This window comes from Devosia sp. Root105, assembly GCF_001424865.1.
GTDB lineage: Bacteria > Pseudomonadota > Alphaproteobacteria > Rhizobiales > Devosiaceae > Devosia_A.
Map to the genome: position 1 here is coordinate 163,110 of NZ_LMCR01000021.1, position 15,371 is coordinate 178,480.

12 protein-coding genes are annotated in these 15,371 nt (G+C 64.6%); 9 read left to right on the forward strand and 3 right to left on the reverse strand.

The features are described from left to right. Nucleotides 1–134: 134 nt before the first annotated feature. Nucleotides 135–539, forward strand: coding sequence for a tellurite resistance TerB family protein (locus ASC68_RS27585; RefSeq protein WP_055887634.1), 405 nt, complete (start codon nucleotides 135–137; stop codon nucleotides 537–539). Between the two features lie 97 nt (nucleotides 540–636). On the opposite strand, the gene ASC68_RS27590 is transcribed toward ASC68_RS27585, so the two are convergent. Together ASC68_RS27590 and ASC68_RS27595 are read right to left on the reverse strand one after the other, a co-directional pair. Continuing rightward, nucleotides 637–1,449: a transporter substrate-binding domain-containing protein gene (locus tag ASC68_RS27590; RefSeq protein ID WP_055887637.1), complete on the reverse strand. Its 813-nt coding sequence runs from the start codon at nucleotides 1,447–1,449 to the stop codon at nucleotides 637–639. Nucleotides 1,450–1,606: 157 nt separating this feature from the next. After that, a complete protein-coding gene (locus tag ASC68_RS27595) occupies nucleotides 1,607–2,872 on the reverse strand; it encodes a D-amino acid dehydrogenase (RefSeq protein ID WP_055887641.1) in 1,266 nt (421 codons plus the stop codon). A 156-nt stretch (nucleotides 2,873–3,028) separates the two neighbouring features. Between ASC68_RS27595 and ASC68_RS27600 the strand changes: the two genes are divergently transcribed. After that, complete coding sequence (locus ASC68_RS27600) at nucleotides 3,029–4,618, forward strand: hypothetical protein (RefSeq protein ID WP_156387476.1); 1,590 nt, start codon at nucleotides 3,029–3,031, stop codon at nucleotides 4,616–4,618. Between the two features lie 22 nt (nucleotides 4,619–4,640). On the opposite strand, the gene ASC68_RS27605 is transcribed toward ASC68_RS27600, so the two are convergent. Beyond that, nucleotides 4,641–5,642, reverse strand: coding sequence for a LacI family DNA-binding transcriptional regulator (locus tag ASC68_RS27605; protein ID WP_282569979.1), 1,002 nt, complete (start codon nucleotides 5,640–5,642; stop codon nucleotides 4,641–4,643). Nucleotides 5,643–5,856: 214 nt separating this feature from the next. On the opposite strand from ASC68_RS27605, the gene ASC68_RS27610 reads away from it, so the two are divergent. From ASC68_RS27610 to ASC68_RS27640, 7 genes are all read left to right on the forward strand, one after another. After that, on the forward strand, nucleotides 5,857–7,143 hold the full coding sequence (locus tag ASC68_RS27610) for a sugar ABC transporter substrate-binding protein (RefSeq protein WP_055887652.1): 1,287 nt from the start codon (nucleotides 5,857–5,859) through the stop codon (nucleotides 7,141–7,143). A gap of 273 nt (nucleotides 7,144–7,416) precedes the next feature. Beyond that, nucleotides 7,417–8,316 carry a sugar ABC transporter permease gene (locus ASC68_RS27615; RefSeq protein WP_055887656.1) on the forward strand — a complete coding sequence of 300 codons (900 nt, stop codon included), beginning with the start codon at nucleotides 7,417–7,419 and terminating at the stop codon, nucleotides 8,314–8,316. Beyond that, complete coding sequence (locus tag ASC68_RS27620; RefSeq protein ID WP_055887660.1) at nucleotides 8,313–9,164, forward strand: carbohydrate ABC transporter permease; 852 nt, start codon at nucleotides 8,313–8,315, stop codon at nucleotides 9,162–9,164. The genes ASC68_RS27615 and ASC68_RS27620 overlap by 4 nt, the downstream gene beginning before the upstream one ends. 20 nt (nucleotides 9,165–9,184) lie before the next feature. After that, nucleotides 9,185–11,752, forward strand: a complete 2,568-nt coding sequence (locus ASC68_RS27625) for a GH116 family glycosyl-hydrolase (protein ID WP_055887663.1) — start codon at nucleotides 9,185–9,187, stop codon at nucleotides 11,750–11,752. 5 nt (nucleotides 11,753–11,757) lie between these two features. Continuing rightward, nucleotides 11,758–12,861: a sn-glycerol-3-phosphate ABC transporter ATP-binding protein UgpC gene (gene ugpC, locus ASC68_RS27630; RefSeq protein WP_055887668.1), complete on the forward strand. Its 1,104-nt coding sequence runs from the start codon at nucleotides 11,758–11,760 to the stop codon at nucleotides 12,859–12,861. A gap of 462 nt (nucleotides 12,862–13,323) precedes the next feature. After that, nucleotides 13,324–14,415 carry a GDP-mannose 4,6-dehydratase gene (gene gmd, locus ASC68_RS27635; protein ID WP_055887671.1) on the forward strand — a complete coding sequence of 364 codons (1,092 nt, stop codon included), beginning with the start codon at nucleotides 13,324–13,326 and terminating at the stop codon, nucleotides 14,413–14,415. 4 nt (nucleotides 14,416–14,419) lie between these two features. Beyond that, the gene (locus tag ASC68_RS27640; RefSeq protein ID WP_082528534.1) at nucleotides 14,420–15,370 is read left to right on the forward strand and encodes an NAD-dependent epimerase/dehydratase family protein; all 951 of its coding nucleotides are present in this window, start codon (nucleotides 14,420–14,422) and stop codon (nucleotides 15,368–15,370) included. The last annotated feature ends 1 nt before the right edge of the window (nucleotide 15,371 follow it).

Here is a 15,371-nt window from a genome sequence, read left to right on the forward strand (position 1 = left end):
AGCGCCCCGGCCCTGCCTTGCCAAGCGCCGGTGCGGTGCCTAGTTATGCGGGACTTTTCCAGCGAGATCTCGGTTATCGCGAGATCGAACCGGAAAAGTCTGCGACTTTTCCTGATCTCGCTTTCGAGGACCCGATGGCCATTTCCCTGCAGGACGCTCTCATCCACATCATGGTGGTCACCGCCTCGTCCGACGAGGGCATTTCCGACCACGAGCTGGATGTGATCGGCAGCCTGGTCGTGCGCTCGCCGGTCTTCGCCGATTTCGATCTCGAGCGGCTCTCGGCGGTGGCCAACGCGGCGGTCGACAAGACCAACAGCGCCGGCCTCGACACGGTGCTCAACGATGCCATCGCCGCTGTGCCGAAGCGCCTGCACGACACCGCCTACGCGCTCGCCGTCGAGGTCGCAGTGGTCGACGTGCAGTTGCCGCAGGAGGAGCTGCGCCTGCTCGAGATGGTGCGCGATCGGCTGGACGTCGACCGGCTGGTCACCGCCGCGATCGAAGCAAGCGCCCGCGCCCGCATGCGCGCGGCCTAGAGCATTTCACCGCTTCTTTGAATCGGTGCATGCTCTAGGTTTTTGATTTGGTCGCGCTTTCGAACCGGTAAAGTCTGCAACTTTTCCTGAAAGCGCTCTAATAGAAACTCACCGGGAACCAGCGCAGGTAGAGTTCGTCGTAGGCGCCCGAGCGCTTCAGTCGGGCGAGGCCGTAGTCGATGACCTGGCGGACGGCGTCGGCGCCCGCCGGCACGGCGACGGCCAGACCATCGCCGAACAGGTCGGGACGGAAATACGCCTCGCCCGCGAACTCGCAGCAACCGACATGCTCGTTGAGCCAGAACGAGGCGCGCATCGCATCGCCGAAATAGGCGTCTGCTTCGCCCTTCGACAGCGCATCGAGCGCCATGATCTCGCTGTCGAACTGGATCAGCCCGGCTGCCGGCAGGTAGCGACGGATGAACTCGGCATGGGTCGAGCCGCGGCGCACCGCCACCCGCTTGCCATCGAGCGATGCGGGCTCGAACCCGGCGGCTGCGGCAACGGGGGTGACGAAACGGCCGGGCAGCATCAGGTAAATCTGCGAAAAATCGAACAGCGCCCCGTTCTCGCGCGTCAGCGCCAGCCCGGCGATCAGCGCATCGCCCTGCCGGTCCTCCAGCGCCCGCGCTGCCTGATCCCATGGCCAGGCCTGCACCGTGCAGGCTATGGCAAGATCGGCACAGAGCGCCCGCGCCAGGTCGACATTGAAGCCGACCAGTTCGCCCTTGTCGTCACGGAAGTTGAACGGCGGAAAGTCGGCAGTGGTGAGAAAGCGGATCGACGGCACCGCGGCGAGGCTGGGGACGATTTCGCGCGCGCCGGGATCGATATGATAGGGCAGCGCCTGCGCCATCACCGGCGCCGACGGGGCGAGCAGCAGAGCGAGGGCGAATAGTAAGGCGCGCATGACGTCCCGGGGCGAGCGATCCTCGGCTTATCGCCCAATTCGCCGGCAAAGGCGAGGGCCGATGCCGGCTGTTCCCAAGCTCTCGGTTTTCGAGCCGCTGGAGCGCAGCACGGATCAGGAAGCGTAACGGCTTAGCCCGAGGCGTAAGCGTAACGGCTTAGCCCGAGGCATAAGCGTAGCGGCTTAGCCCGAGGTCGGCGACTTCGATGTCGGGTGTCTGGCCGGAAATGATGTCGGCCAGCACGCGGCCGGACCCGGCGGCCATGGTCCAGCCAAGCGTACCGTGACCGGTGTTGAGGTAGAGGTTGGAGAACTTCGAGCGCCCCAGCACCGGCGTTCCATCCGGCGTCATTGGCCTGAGCCCGCACCAGAAGCTGGCCTTCGACGCATCTCCGGCATTGGGGAACAGCTCGCGCAGCGAGCGGTCGAGCGGGCCGCGGCGCGCGGGGTGGAGCGTCGTGTCGTAGCCGGCAATCTCGGCGGTGCCGCCCACCCGGATACGATCGCCGAGCCGGGTGGTCGCCACCTTGTAGGTCTCGTCCATGACGGTCGAAACCGGCGCCACCGAGGCATCGGTGATCGGCACGGTGAGCGAATAGCCCTTGATCGGGTAGACCGGCAGGCCAATGCCGAGGGGGCGCAGCAGCAGCGGCGAATAGCTGCCGAGCGCCACGACATAGGCGTCGGCGGTCAACATGCCCTTGTCGGTGGCAACGCCGGTCACCGCGCCCGCCTCGGTGGCAATGTGGTCGATACTGGTGCCGTAGCGGAAGGCGACGCCGTGGCTGGCGGCGCGCCCCGCCAGGGCTTCGGTGAACATCTTGCAGTCGCCGGTGTCGTCGTTGGCGAGCCGCAGCCCGCCGACAAACGGCACCGTCGCCGTGGCAAGCCCCGGCTCCGCCGCGACGCAGCCCTTGGGGTCGAGCACCTCGTAGGGCACGCCGTACCGCTTCAGCACGGCGATGTCGTCGGCGGCGTGATCGAGCTGCTTCTGCTCGCGGAACAGCTGCACCGTACCCTGCTGGCGGCCGTCGAACGCGAGGCCGGTTTCGGCGCGCAGGGCGATCATCCTGTCACGCGAGTACTCGGCCAGCCGCACCATGCGGCCCTTATTGACGGCATAAGCGCGCTCGGTGCAGTTGGCCAGCAGCTGCAGGCCCCAGATCCACATGCGCGGATCGAGCTTGGGCCTGAGCACCAGCGGGCCATCGGTCATCAGCAGCCACTTGATCGCCTTGACCGGGATACCCGGCCCGGCCCAGGGCGAGGCGTAGCCGTAGGACAGCTCGCCCGCATTGGCATAGCTGGTCTCGAGCCCCGGTCCCGGCTGGCGATCGATCACCGTCACCTCGTGGCCTGCCTGCGCCAGATAATGGGCAGAGGTGGTGCCGATGACGCCCGAACCGAGGATGAGGACTTTCATGCCTTCATCATCACGAGAGCGGGCTGAAAGGCAATACGCGACAGCAACATGGGCGAGTTACAGTGCATCGAGCACGCATGCCGACTTGCGCTTGGGTGCGCCCATGGGCATGCTTCGCCCGCGGGGGCGCAACAAAGACCATCGGGGAAATAAACGGTGAGAATTGCCGCGCTGTTCTTGGGGTTGATTGCCGGGCTGTTTGCGCTCCTGGCGCCGAGTGCGCTGCGCGTCGACCTCATTTCACCATTCCTCGACTTCTGGACGACGACCTCGAACGAGCGGCTGCTCGGCACCATCATCTGGTACGCCATCGCCGGCGCCGCGCTGCTCGGCGGCGTGCTCGCCACGGTGACGCCGGGCTTTGCCGCCTTGCTGCTGATCGGCGCGGCGGCGGGCTGGCTGGTGGTCGCCATCTCGGTGCCGCAGCTGTTCACCTACCACCTGCTGGCGCCCGCAGGCGCGGCCGGTATCGCGGCACTGTTCGCGTTCCTCGCCGGGGAACTGCAGGTGCGACGGCGACGACTGGCCCGGCGCAACCGGAAGCTCGCGGCCGAGCCGCCCGAAGAGGGCGACAGCGAGTTCGAGCGCGAGGCAGCGCTGCGGATGGACCCCTTGCTGATGCCGCGGCAGGACGCAGCGCCACCGCCCAAGCGGGCCATTCCGCTGACGCTCGACGATGTGACGGTCACCTCCCGCCCAACGAGCATGCCGCCGCGCTGGCAGGATCTCGATGCGCAGCAGCCGCCGCGTCGGCACGATCCCGACATGTGGGCCGAGGCGCGGCGCGAGCAGCTGCGGCCGGAACCGGAAGCACCGCGGACCAAGGCTGCACCCGAGCTGCGAGCCGAGATGCGGGAACAGGACCCCGAGGTACGGCGACGCGAGCCGGAGAACCGCGAGCGGAAGCGCGAGGCGGAACCCCGGCGCGAGCCACAGGGCCGGCGCAGGACCCGACGCGGCAGCGTCTGGGTCGCAGCGCTGGCGGCGGTGGGCGCTGTGCTGGGTATCGGTATCCTTGCGGCGGGCGGCTACCTGATCTACCGCGACGGCTCGCTCGACGCCCTGCTCAGCCCACTGAACACCCCGATGGTCGCGGCCAGCGGCGAAGCGCCTGCCCCCGGGGCCGCCACGCCAGTTGCCGCAGCGAAACTGCAACCGCCGGCAACGACAGCCGATGCGTCGACAGCCCGGTCACTCGACGCCCCTGCCACGGCGACCCCGGCCGTCGCCGCTCTCTCCGCCCCTCTGCCCGCTGCTGCAGCGCCCGCTACGCCGGCTGCCCCGCTGCTCAGCGAGCCGGCAACAACGCCGACGCGCGTTGCTGCGGCGGCGGCGCCGGAAAGCTACGACGACCCCTTCGCCTATTGCCGCGCCGTGGGCACGATCGACTATGTGGACCATCGCTACAGCGGTCCGGCCACCGTCATGGCGATGACCAGCGCGCTGCTGATCCCTGCCGGCTCGGCGCGCGACCGGGTGCGCTGGCGTTGCTTCGAGGGCGCGGTGCTGGCCTGCACGTCCTATGTCGGGCCGATCTGCGACATGGCGCCGACGGTGCTGGAGATGCGCGAGTTCTGCGAGCGCAACCCCAATGTCGAGCAGTTGCTGGCGCCAAGCGGGACCTGGGCCTGCGTCGACGGCAAACCGCAACTCCCCGCCGACGCCAGCTGGCCGATCGACGCCCGCGGCTTCCTGCCCCAGGGCTGGATCGCCGTCCCCGACCCGGCAGCGACCGGCGCGGGGTAACAAACCGTGCTCCTGGTCGGTGTCAGTTTTCCGATTTCGGCGCAGGGATGGTGGAGCTGCGGAGCACCAGTTCGGGGGTGAACAGGTCCGTCGTGCTGCTCGGGCGGCGGCGGCCGGCAATGAGATCGAGCATGATCTCGATGGCCCGCTCGGCCATCGGCGCCAGCGGCACGCGAACCACCGTCAGCGGCGGCGCGAGGAGTTCGGCAAAGTCGAAATCGTCGATGCCGACGATCGACAGATCTCCGGGAGCCGCGAGACCGAGATCGTGCAGCGCATGGAGCGCCCCCAGCGTCATCATGTTGGAGATCGACAGCAGCGCCGTCGGCGGCTCGGGCGATCGCATAACCTCGAACACACTGCTGGCGGCCAGCGACTGGTCGTAGTCGCCCTTGAGCAGCATGCCGGGCTCGACCGTGAGGCCGGCGGCCCGATGGGCTTCGAGGTAACCGGCAAGGCGGTCCTTGCTGGTGGCGAGCTCGGCGATGCCGGTGAGGACGGCGATCCGGCGATGGCCGAGCCCGATCAGGTGCTCGGTCGCCATGCGGGTGGCGGCGACATTGTCCAGCTTGACGACGTTGTAGGCGAGCCCCTCGACATACATGTCGAGCAGGACGGTCGGTACGTGGATCTCGCTTCTGAGCCGCTCGCCGTGCTCGGCGTCGGAGCGGGTGGGGATGATGATCAACCCGGCCACGCGCTGCTGGCGCAGCATGCGCAGGATATGGTTCTCACGCTCGGAATCCTGCCCGGTGGAAAACACCATCGAGAGATAGCCGGCATTGAGGCAGACATTCTCGATGATCCGCGCCACGGCGGCGAAATGCGGGTTGGTGATCGAGGGGACGATCAGGCCGATCAGTCTCGACTGGCCACTCCTCAGGCTCTGCGCCCCGCCATGCGGCACATAGCCCAGCTCGCGCACCGCCTCCTCGACCTTGGCGATCACGTCGGCGCTCACCGGAGCCGAACGGTTCAGCGCCGCCGAGGCCGTGGAAATGGCCACGCCTGCATGCCTTGCCACATCCCGAATGGTTGCCAAATCAAATCCTCGGTCGCCGTGGCCCTTGCCAAATGCGCTGCGAAATGCTGTATACGAAACGTTTCGTGTTCGCAAATGACCAGCGGCGGATGGAGCCGAACTCCAGCCGGCGTCTAACAAGGGCAGCAACACGAAACGTTTCGACCGGGGGATCGGTCAGCGACAAGCGCCTGATAGCGCAGAGGGAGGATTGAGTATGTTCAGGATTTCACGCCGTAACCTGCTGGTGTCTTCGGCGGCACTGGCGGCAGGCGCCGGACTCGGCCTCGGCCGTGCCGTGGCGCAGTCGGATGCCACCGCAACGCTGAAGCTGCAGACATTCGGCGGCGATGCCGAGCTCGCCGGCATCAACAGCGCCATTCAGCGCTTCAACAAGGCCTATCCGAACGTGACTGTCGAGGTCTCGATCGACCCGATCTCGACCGGTTGGGGCGACTACGTCACCAAGGTGCTGGGCCAGTTCACTTCGGGCTCGGCCGCCGATGTCTACGGCACCGCCATCGAGACCTTCCAGGCCTTCTCGGCGCGCGGCCTGTTCCTGCCGCTCAACGACTTCGTCGCTGCCAATTCCGGCTTCTCGGACTTCGCACCCAGCCTGTTCGAACAGGGCTCGTACAAGGGGAACATCAACTACATCCCCATCGGCTGGAACAACATCATGATCAACTACAACCGCGACCTGTTCGATAAGGCAGGCGTGGCCTACCCGGCGCGCGGTTGGACCTGGGAGCAGTTCCGCGAGACCGCCAAGGCGCTCACCGTCAAGGACGGCTCGGGCAACGTCAGCCAGTTCGGCTACGAAGTGCCGAACCAGAACTTCTTCGTGTTGCCCTGGTTCTTCTCCAACGGCACCAACATCCTCAGCGCCGACTGGACCGCATCAAACATGCTGGATCCCAAGGTCGCCGAGACGCTGCAGTTCCTTTACGACCTGATCCATGTCGACGGCGTCTCGCCCATCCCGGGCGCCGAGGCGATGGACAACCAGTTCTTCGCCGGCCAGGTGGCGATGATCAACCGCGGCCAGTGGATCGTCCAGAACGCCAAAAAGAACAACCTCAACATGGACATTGCGGTGCCGCCGCAGAAGGAAAAGGAAGCCACGATCATCGGCTTCGGCGCCTATGCGATCGCCAAGTCCGCTGCGAATGCCGATCTCGCCAAGGCGCTGGTGCTCGAGCTTACCAGCGAGGAGACACAGCGCGAGCAGGGCGAACGTGGTGGTGGCGTGCCGGGCCGCAAGTCGGCCGCGTCCTCCGAGGCCTTCCTCGCCTTCCCGCCCAGCGCCTTCCTCTACTACGAGACGCTGCCGTTCACGACGCCTGTCCCCTCGCCTGCCAACTTCCAGGAAGTCGAGAAGATCTTCATCCGGCACTACACCGCGATGATGTCGGGCCAGGAAAGCATCGCCGACGGCACCAAGGCCGCCGACGCCGAGCTCAGCGAGTCCTTCACCCGCCTGAAGCAGCAGCTGGGCGGCTGAGTTCCTCACGTGGGAGGGGGCCCACTGAGAAAGACGGCCCCCTCCCATCCTCCCCCATGAAGGGGGAGGTGCCCCGCCAGTGAGCGTGGCACAATCGAAGACAGAGCCCCGCCTCTTCACCTCCCCCTTCATGGGGGACTTCGAGCCGTCCCACAGGGCAAATCGCTCCAGTGGAGCGATTTGAGGGGAGAAGGCCATGAGAGCTACGCTCGAATGGCGAGGGAGGGGGCCGTCTCTATCAGTCGGGTTTGAAACACCGTGACCACAGCAAGCATGACCGCGCTACGAAAGCCCTCCGATCTCCGCCGCACGCAGGCGCGGACCGGGTACCTTTTCGTGCTGCCCACCTCGGTGCTCTACCTGACCTTCGTGCTGGCGCCGGTGATCCTCACCGTGATCCTCAGTTTCGCCTATTACGATCCGATGCTCGGCTCGCGCTGGGTCGGGCTCGAGAACTTCCAGCGCTTCTTCACCGATCGGCGCTCGCTCGAGATCCTGTGGAACACGCTGCGCTTCACCTTCTTCGCGGTGACCTTCAACGTCTCGATCGGGCTGATCCTCGCCCTGGCGCTTAATCGCGCCATGCCGGGCTGGCTGCTCTACTTCTTCCGGCTCGCCTTCTTCCTGCCGGTGATCATCGCCGCGGCGTTCGTCTCGATCGTCTGGAGCTACTTCTTCGGCGACGATCTCGGCGTCATCAACTACTTCCTGCGCGTGCTCGGCCTGCCTGCGGTGCGCTGGCTGACCGATGCCTCGACCGCCATGACCTCGATCGTCATCATGGATGTGTGGAAGAACACCGGCTTCTTCATGATCATCTTCATCGCCGCGCTGCAGGGCGTGCCCAAAAGCATCATGGAAGCGGCGGTGATGGACGGGACCCCGGCCTGGCGGCAGTTCTTTCGCATCACTCTGCCCTACATCTCGCCTGTGGTGTTCTTCTGCATCGTCTACGCCTCGATCGGCGCGCTGCAGGTCTATGAGTCGATCGTCATCCTGACCCAGGGTGGCCCTGGCGACGCCACGCGCTCGCTCTCGATCCTCATCGTCGAGCAGGGGTTTGGCAGCTTCCAGATCGGCTATGCCGCCGCCATTTCGGTGGTGATGACGGTGATCATCCTCGTCATCACCGCCATCCAGCAAGCACTGTCGCGCAAGTGGGTGCAGCGATGAACACCGCCATGCAGACCCAGGCCGCCAAGCGCTGGCTGGACTACACCATCATCGCCGTTATCGCGGTGCTCGCCATCGGCATGCTGCTGCCGTTCCTGTGGCTGTTCTCGGTGTCGTTCAAGCCGGTATCGGAAGCCTACAAGCTGCCGCCGACCTTCTGGCCGACCAGCCTCGACCTCTCCAACTACGCCGCCGTGCTCGCCTCGCGCGTGCCGTTCCTGCAGATCTACGGCAACTCGCTGCTGATCGCGGTGGTGGTGACGGTGGGCCAGCTGGTCACCTGCACGCTCGCCGCCTTCGCCTTCGCCCGGCTCGAGTTCCGCGGCCGCGACACGCTGTTCGTCATCCTGCTGATCGGGCTGATGTTCCCGGCACAGGTCACGATCCTGCCGATCTATCTCGGCTATGCCCAGGTCGGGCTGATCAACCAGCCGATCGGGCTCGGGCTCATGTACCTCACCTCGAGCTTCGGGGTGTTCCTGATGCGCCAGTTCATGCTGAGCCAGCCCAAGGCACTTGAGGAAGCCGCGCTGATGGATGGCGCGGGCTACCTCAAGATCTTCTGGCGCATCTCGCTGCCGCAGCTGAGGCCGGCGCTCTCGGCGCTCGGCATCATCACCTTCACCCAGACCTGGAACTACTATTTCCAGGCCCGCGTGCTGCTCGGCCGCGAGACCTCGATGACGCTGCCGGTCGCGATGGACGTGCTGCGGGGCTATCTCGGCTCGGGCAGCCTTTCATTGGTGATGGCAGCGATGAGCATGTCCATCCTGCCCGTCGTGCTGCTTTTCCTCATCGCCCAGAAGTTCGTGATCGAAGGCATCACGATGAGCGGCATCAAAAACTAAGAACCAGGATTTTGCATCTTATGTGGGACGATCTCGCCTCTATCGACGCGCGCTTTCATTATGCCGGCGAGCGTTCCCGCTACCTTGCCTTCCCGCTGGGCGGCATCGGCTCGGGCGGCTTTTCCATCTCGGGCAGCGGCCGGCTGATCGACTGGTCGCTGCGCAACCGCCCGGCGCTGCAGAGCTATAACGGCTACTCGCACTTCGCCATCAAGGCCGAGAAGGACGGCCAGCTCGTCGATGCCCGCGTGCTCAACGGCCCCTATGATCTCAACCCGGCCGGCGCGCCGGGGATGCGCAAGATGTTCGATGGGTTCGGGCACGGCGCCAACCGCCAGACCCTGGTCGGCGTGCCGCATTTCCGCAATGTCGAGTTCTACGGGCGCTTTCCTACCGCCGACCTGGTGTTTTCCGACGATCGTTTTCCCGGCGGCGTCCGGCTGACGGCGTTCTCGCCGTTCATCCCGCATGAGGATCGCGACAGCTCGATGCCCGCCGCGATGCTGGAGTTCGAGATCGTCAATACCAGCCCTGATGCGCTGACCTACACGCTCGCCGGCACGCTGGGGAATTATGGCGCGAACAGCGGCAGGAACAGCTTCCGGCAGGCGAGCGGCGTGAGCGCCATGCACCTCACCTCTGATGACCCCGAGCTCAAGGAAACCGAGCGCGGCGACCTGACGATCGCGACCGACGCCGAACTGGTCGAGCACACCGACTATCACTTCCGCGGGCAGTGGTTCGACGATCTGAGCGTCTACTGGAAGGAGTTCGCCCGTTCCGGTCCGCTCCCGACCCGGCACTACGACAAGCCACGCAGCAAGCACATGTACTTCCAGCCCGAGCACACGACGCTGGGTGCGAAAATCACTGTGCCGGCGGGCGGTCGCAAGACCGTACGCTTCGTCATCTCGTGGAACTTCCCCAAGGGCGACGTCTACTGGGCTCATCGCCCCAAGCCCGATGGCATCATCCCCGATCGCGCGACGCCGGCCTGGACGAACTATTACTCTACGCAATGGGCCGACTCGCTGGCGACCGCCACCGACGCCCTCAGCCGTTGGGACGAGCTGAAGCGGCGCACTATCGCCTTCCGCGACGGGCTGTTCGGCAGCACGCTGCCGGCCGAAGTGAAGGACGCGGCAAGCGCAACCCTGGCGCTGCTCCGCACTGCCACGGTGATCCGGCTCGAGGGCGGCGAGCTCTGGGCCTGGGAAGGCCAGCATGCCAATGACGGCTCGTGCGAAGGCTCGTGCACGCATGTGTGGAACTACCAGCAGGCGCTCGCCCACCTGTTCCCGGCGATCGAGCGCACCCTGCGCGAGACCGAGTTCACTTACAACATGCTGCCATCCGGCGGCCTGACCTTCCGCCAGAAGCTGCCGCTCGGCAACGGTTTTGACATTATCGGCCCCTGCGCCGACGGGCATTTTGGCGCCATCATCAAGACGTTTCGCGACTGGAAGCTGAGCGGCGACACCGAGTGGCTGAAGCGCTACTGGCCGCAGGTGAAGCGCGCCATCGAATACGCCTGGAGCGAGGACAACCCCGACCGCTGGGATCCCGGCCAGACCGGCATCCTCTCCGGCCGCCAGCACCAGACGCTCGACATGGAGCTGTTCGGCCCCAACTCATGGCTCGGCTCGATGTATGTGGCGGCGCTGCTCGCCACCTCGGAGATGGCCGCAGTGGTCGGCGATGACGAGCTCTCCGCGGCGACTGCACGCATGGGCAAGGCGGGCGCGGAGTATATCGACCGCGAACTGTTCAACGGCCGCTGGTTCATCCAGCAGATCGACCTTTCCGACAAGTCGGTGCTCACCCCGTTCGATGTCGGCCGCGCCGCCGGCGTCCTCGCCGACAGTTTTATGGACGTCTACTGGTCCGACGAGTTCGGCGAGATCAAGTACCAGGTGGGCGAGGGCTGTATCTCCGACCAGATCCTCGGGCAGTGGCACGCCGAAGTCGCGGGCATCGGCCGCTTCCTCGACCAGGGGCAGATCGAGACGGCGTTGCGTTCGGTTCATGCCAACAATTTCCGCCCAAGCCTCGCCGATCACTTCAACCCCTGCCGCAACTATGCCTTCGAGGACGAGGGCGGGCTCTTGATCGCCACCTATCCCGACGGCATCCGCCAGCCGATGGTCGCCGCGCCTTATGCAGAGGAAGTCTGGACCGGCATCGAATACATGTCCGCCTCGCACATGATCATGCACGGGCTCGTCAAAGAGGGCCTCGACATCGTCCGCGCAGCGCGCGACCGGCACGACGGCGCGGCCCGCAACCCGTGGAACGATATCGAATGCGGCTCCTACTACGCCCGCTCGATGTCGGCCTGGCAGCTGGTCAACGCCTTCTCGGGCCTCGAGGCCGATTTCGTGGCGGGGCGGCTGAGCTTTGCGCCGAAACTCACGGGCGACTACCGGCTGTTCTGGTCGGCCGGCACCGCGTTCGGGACGCTCAGCCGTTCGGGCGCCGAGGTCAGTATCGCGCTGCTGGGCGGATCGCTGCAGCCCGACACGAAGATCATCGTCGATGGCCGGACCATCGCCGCCCCAGCCCCCGTTGCGACCTCTGAGTTCCACTAAAGCCCATGGCCGAAATCCAGCTCAAATCGGTGACCAAGAGCTTCCAGTCGCTGGAAGTGATCCACGGCATCGACCTCACCATCAAGGATGGCTCGTTCACGGTGTTCGTCGGTCCCTCCGGGTGCGGCAAGTCCACGCTGCTGCGGATGATGGCGGGGCTCGAAGAGGTGAGCGGCGGCGAGGTGCATATCGATGGCGCTCGCTGCGATCACCTGCTGCCCTCAGCCCGCGGCATGGCCATGGTGTTCCAGTCCTATGCGCTCTACCCGCATATGAGCGTCGAGCAGAACCTGCGCTTCGGGCTCGAGAACCAGCGGCTCGCCAAGCCCGAGATCGCGGCGCGCGTCGCCAAGGCCGCCGATATCCTGCAGATCACGCACCTGCTCGCCCGGCGGCCCAACCAGCTGTCGGGCGGCCAGAGCCAGCGCGTCGCCATCGGCCGCGCCATCGTCAAGGAGCCCAAGGCCTTCCTGTTCGACGAGCCACTCAGCAACCTCGACGCGGAGCTCCGCATCAAGATGCGCAGCGAGCTGATCGCGCTGCACCAGCGGCTCGGCTCGACCATGATCTACGTCACCCACGACCAGGTCGAGGCGATGACCATGGCCGACCAGATCGTCGTGCTGAACGAAGGGCGCATCGAGCAGGTCGGCAGCCCGGTCGAGCTCTATGCGCAGCCCAGGAACCTGTTCGTCGCCCATTTCATCGGCGCCCCACCGATGAACACGCTGCAGGGCAGGCTACGGCGCCTCGCCGACGGCGCCGCCGTGGAACTCGCCTCCGGCGCGGTGATCCCCCTGCCCGGCCGCCAGTTCGCGTTCGCCGACGGAACCAAGGTGACACTGGGCATCCGCCCCGAGCACGCCGAACTCGGACAAGGACCGTTCGAAGTCACCGCCACGACCACCGAGGTACTCGGCTCAGGCACCATCGTTCATGCGAAGGACAGCGCCGACAACGCCTTCGCCCTCGCGCTACGCGGCATCAGCCGCGTCAAGGCAGGCGACAAGCTCTCCATCCGGTTCCCGGAGCACTTCGTGCACCTGTTCGACGAAGCCGGGGAGACCATAGGGGCACTGCCGGATTGGCGGGGCAGTTACTTCAACTGAGGTTTGCGGATGGCCGGCCGGTTGTTGCGCGAAGCGATCCGCGGCCTGCTGGCGCCTAGGGACAATCGGCAGACACGCCTTCTTCCTCCGCGAAGGCCGGCGCTTTCGAAACCAGCGACACGACGGACTACAACCACAGCCGCATCGAGACCCGCCGCCACCTGGTTAGCCGTGACGGCGCATAGCTCGCCTGCGACCTGCGACTTCCCAGCGAACCGCGATTCGCCGACCGGCATGATCGAGGCCGACGTCGAGCGCGCCGGCACGATATCGCTGGCCGGGCGTTACCATCGCCTGCGCAGGGCTTCCCGCGCGTCGAGGCCTCCTTGGTCGTCCGCCGCTACTCTGGTTCTTGTGATGTGTGCACGATCAAGATATGGCACCGGACAAGATCGCCTCGGCGCCACACAGTGCCAAAGGCCGGGGATCTGGCACCCGGAGAATAACGCAAAGGACACGAGATTGAGCAAGAAGGTTGCCCTAATCACCGGGATAACTGGCCAGGACGGTGCTTATCTATCTGAACTGCTATTGAGCAAGGGCTATGCGGTCCATGGTGTAAAGCGCAGAACATCGCTTTTCAACACTGCACGAATTGACCACCTCTATCATGATCCGCACGAAGCCGGCGTAGATTTGACGCTGCATCATGGCGACATGACTGACTCGTCGAGTCTGATGCGCATCATCCAACTCGTGCAGCCAGACGAGATCTATAACCTTGCGGCACAGAGTCATGTGCAAGTTTCCTTCGAGGAGCCCGAATACACCGCCAACGCCGACGGCCTCGGGGCGCTGCGCATTCTGGAAGCTATTCGAATTCTCGGGTTAGAGAAGAAGACCAAGTTCTACCAAGCCTCGACGTCAGAACTGTACGGACTAGTTCAGGAGACCCCCCAGACCGAGACTACGCCGTTCTACCCTCGCTCACCCTATGCCGTTGCCAAGCTTTACGCGTACTGGATTACGGTTAACTATCGCGAATCTTACGGGATTTACGCCTGCAACGGCATTCTCTTCAATCATGAGTCCCCAATTCGTGGCGAGACGTTCGTTACACGCAAGATTACGCGAGCTCTGGCTCGCATAAAGCTCGGCGTGCAGGATTGCCTTTATCTAGGAAATCTCGATGCGCTGCGTGACTGGGGCCATGCTCGCGACTACGTGGAGATGCAGTGGCTCATGCTGCAGCAGGATCGGCCGGAAGATTTCGTTATCGCAACCGGGCAGCAGTATTCTGTCAGGGAGTTCGTGGTTGGCGCTGCGGCGCACCTGGATATTCCGATCCGCTGGGAAGGTCACGGGGTCGATGAGAAGGGCTACAACGCCGACACCGGACAGTGCATCGTTGCCGTTGATCCGCGTTACTTCCGCCCCGCCGAGGTCGAAACCTTGCTCGGGGACCCCAGGAAGGCACGTGAGAAGTTGGGGTGGAGACCCACGACGAGCTTTGCCGATCTGGTGCATGAGATGATGGATGCGGACATGAGGTCCGCTGAGAAGGACGAGTTGGTGAAGCAGCACGGCTACATGCAATTCGCTCCTAAGGAATAATTCGGTGACCTTGCCGACTTTGAGGCCAAATTCCACAATCCTGGTAACGGGCTCAGGCGGTGTGCTGGGTCAGGCTTTGCTTGGGCAGCTTAGGTTGAACGATATTGGCAAGGTCGTCACACCAAGTCGGTCCGAACTGGACCTGCTTGATGGCGAAAAGGTGCTACGCTTCATCGAGCATAATAGGCCTGACGTGGTTATCCACCTTGCCTCGGTCGTGTTTGGGCTGGCCGGCAATATGAAGAACCAGATGTTGTCGATCGAGCAGAATACACTGCTTAACAACAACCTTTTTTCGGCCCTCTATAAATTCCCGCCCGCCCATATATTCTTCGCCGGCACTGTGGCCTCTTACCCTTATCCCTACAAGACGATGCCCTTGCGTGAGCAGGACTTTTTTGATGGCTTGCCGCACCAGGGCGAATTTGGTTATGCCAGCGCCAAACGACACGCCTACAATTACCTTCGGCTGTTGAAATCCGAAGCCGGGATCGGTTTCACCTATGGCATCTTCACCAATCTGTATGGCGAGGGCGACAGATTTGACACCGGCAACGGCCACGTCATCCCCTCGCTGATCGCAAAGGCCTATTCGTGCGCTAAGGATGGAGAGGCCCTCGAGGTTTGGGGTGACGGCGCCGCTGAGCGAGACTTCCTGCATGCAGAAGATGCTGCTCGAGCCGTTCTCCATTGCTTGACCGTCCCGGCACCGAGCTTGGTCAATATCTCATCTGGGACTGCGGTCACGATCCGCACTGTGGCGGAGGCGATCGCGGACATCGCCGGCGTCAAATCAGTGCGATTTCAAGCAGACAAGCCCGTTGGGATCCCGAGGCGCGTGGTCGACAACCAGTTGCTGACGGCACTGGGGTTCACATGTGCAATCGACCTGCCGGTCGGCCTGCGGCGTACCTATGACTGGTATGCAAACAACTTTCTTAAGGCACGCAAATGAC

What these genes read in the sequence shown, in the direction of transcription:
- ASC68_RS27610 (WP_055887652.1), top strand. Translation starts at nt 5,857, where the DNA reads ATGTTCAGGATTTCACGCCGTAACCTGCTGGTGTCTTCGGCGGCACTG.
- ASC68_RS27585 (WP_055887634.1), top strand. Translation starts at nt 135, where the DNA reads ATGGCCATTTCCCTGCAGGACGCTCTCATCCACATCATGGTGGTCACC.
- ASC68_RS27625 (WP_055887663.1), top strand. Translation starts at nt 9,185, where the DNA reads ATGTGGGACGATCTCGCCTCTATCGACGCGCGCTTTCATTATGCCGGC.
- ASC68_RS27590 (WP_055887637.1), bottom strand. Translation starts at nt 1,449, where the DNA reads ATGCGCGCCTTACTATTCGCCCTCGCTCTGCTGCTCGCCCCGTCGGCG.
- ugpC (WP_055887668.1), top strand. Translation starts at nt 11,758, where the DNA reads ATGGCCGAAATCCAGCTCAAATCGGTGACCAAGAGCTTCCAGTCGCTG.
- ASC68_RS27615 (WP_055887656.1), top strand. Translation starts at nt 7,417, where the DNA reads ATGACCGCGCTACGAAAGCCCTCCGATCTCCGCCGCACGCAGGCGCGG.
- ASC68_RS27595 (WP_055887641.1), bottom strand. Translation starts at nt 2,872, where the DNA reads ATGAAAGTCCTCATCCTCGGTTCGGGCGTCATCGGCACCACCTCTGCC.
- ASC68_RS27620 (WP_055887660.1), top strand. Translation starts at nt 8,313, where the DNA reads ATGAACACCGCCATGCAGACCCAGGCCGCCAAGCGCTGGCTGGACTAC.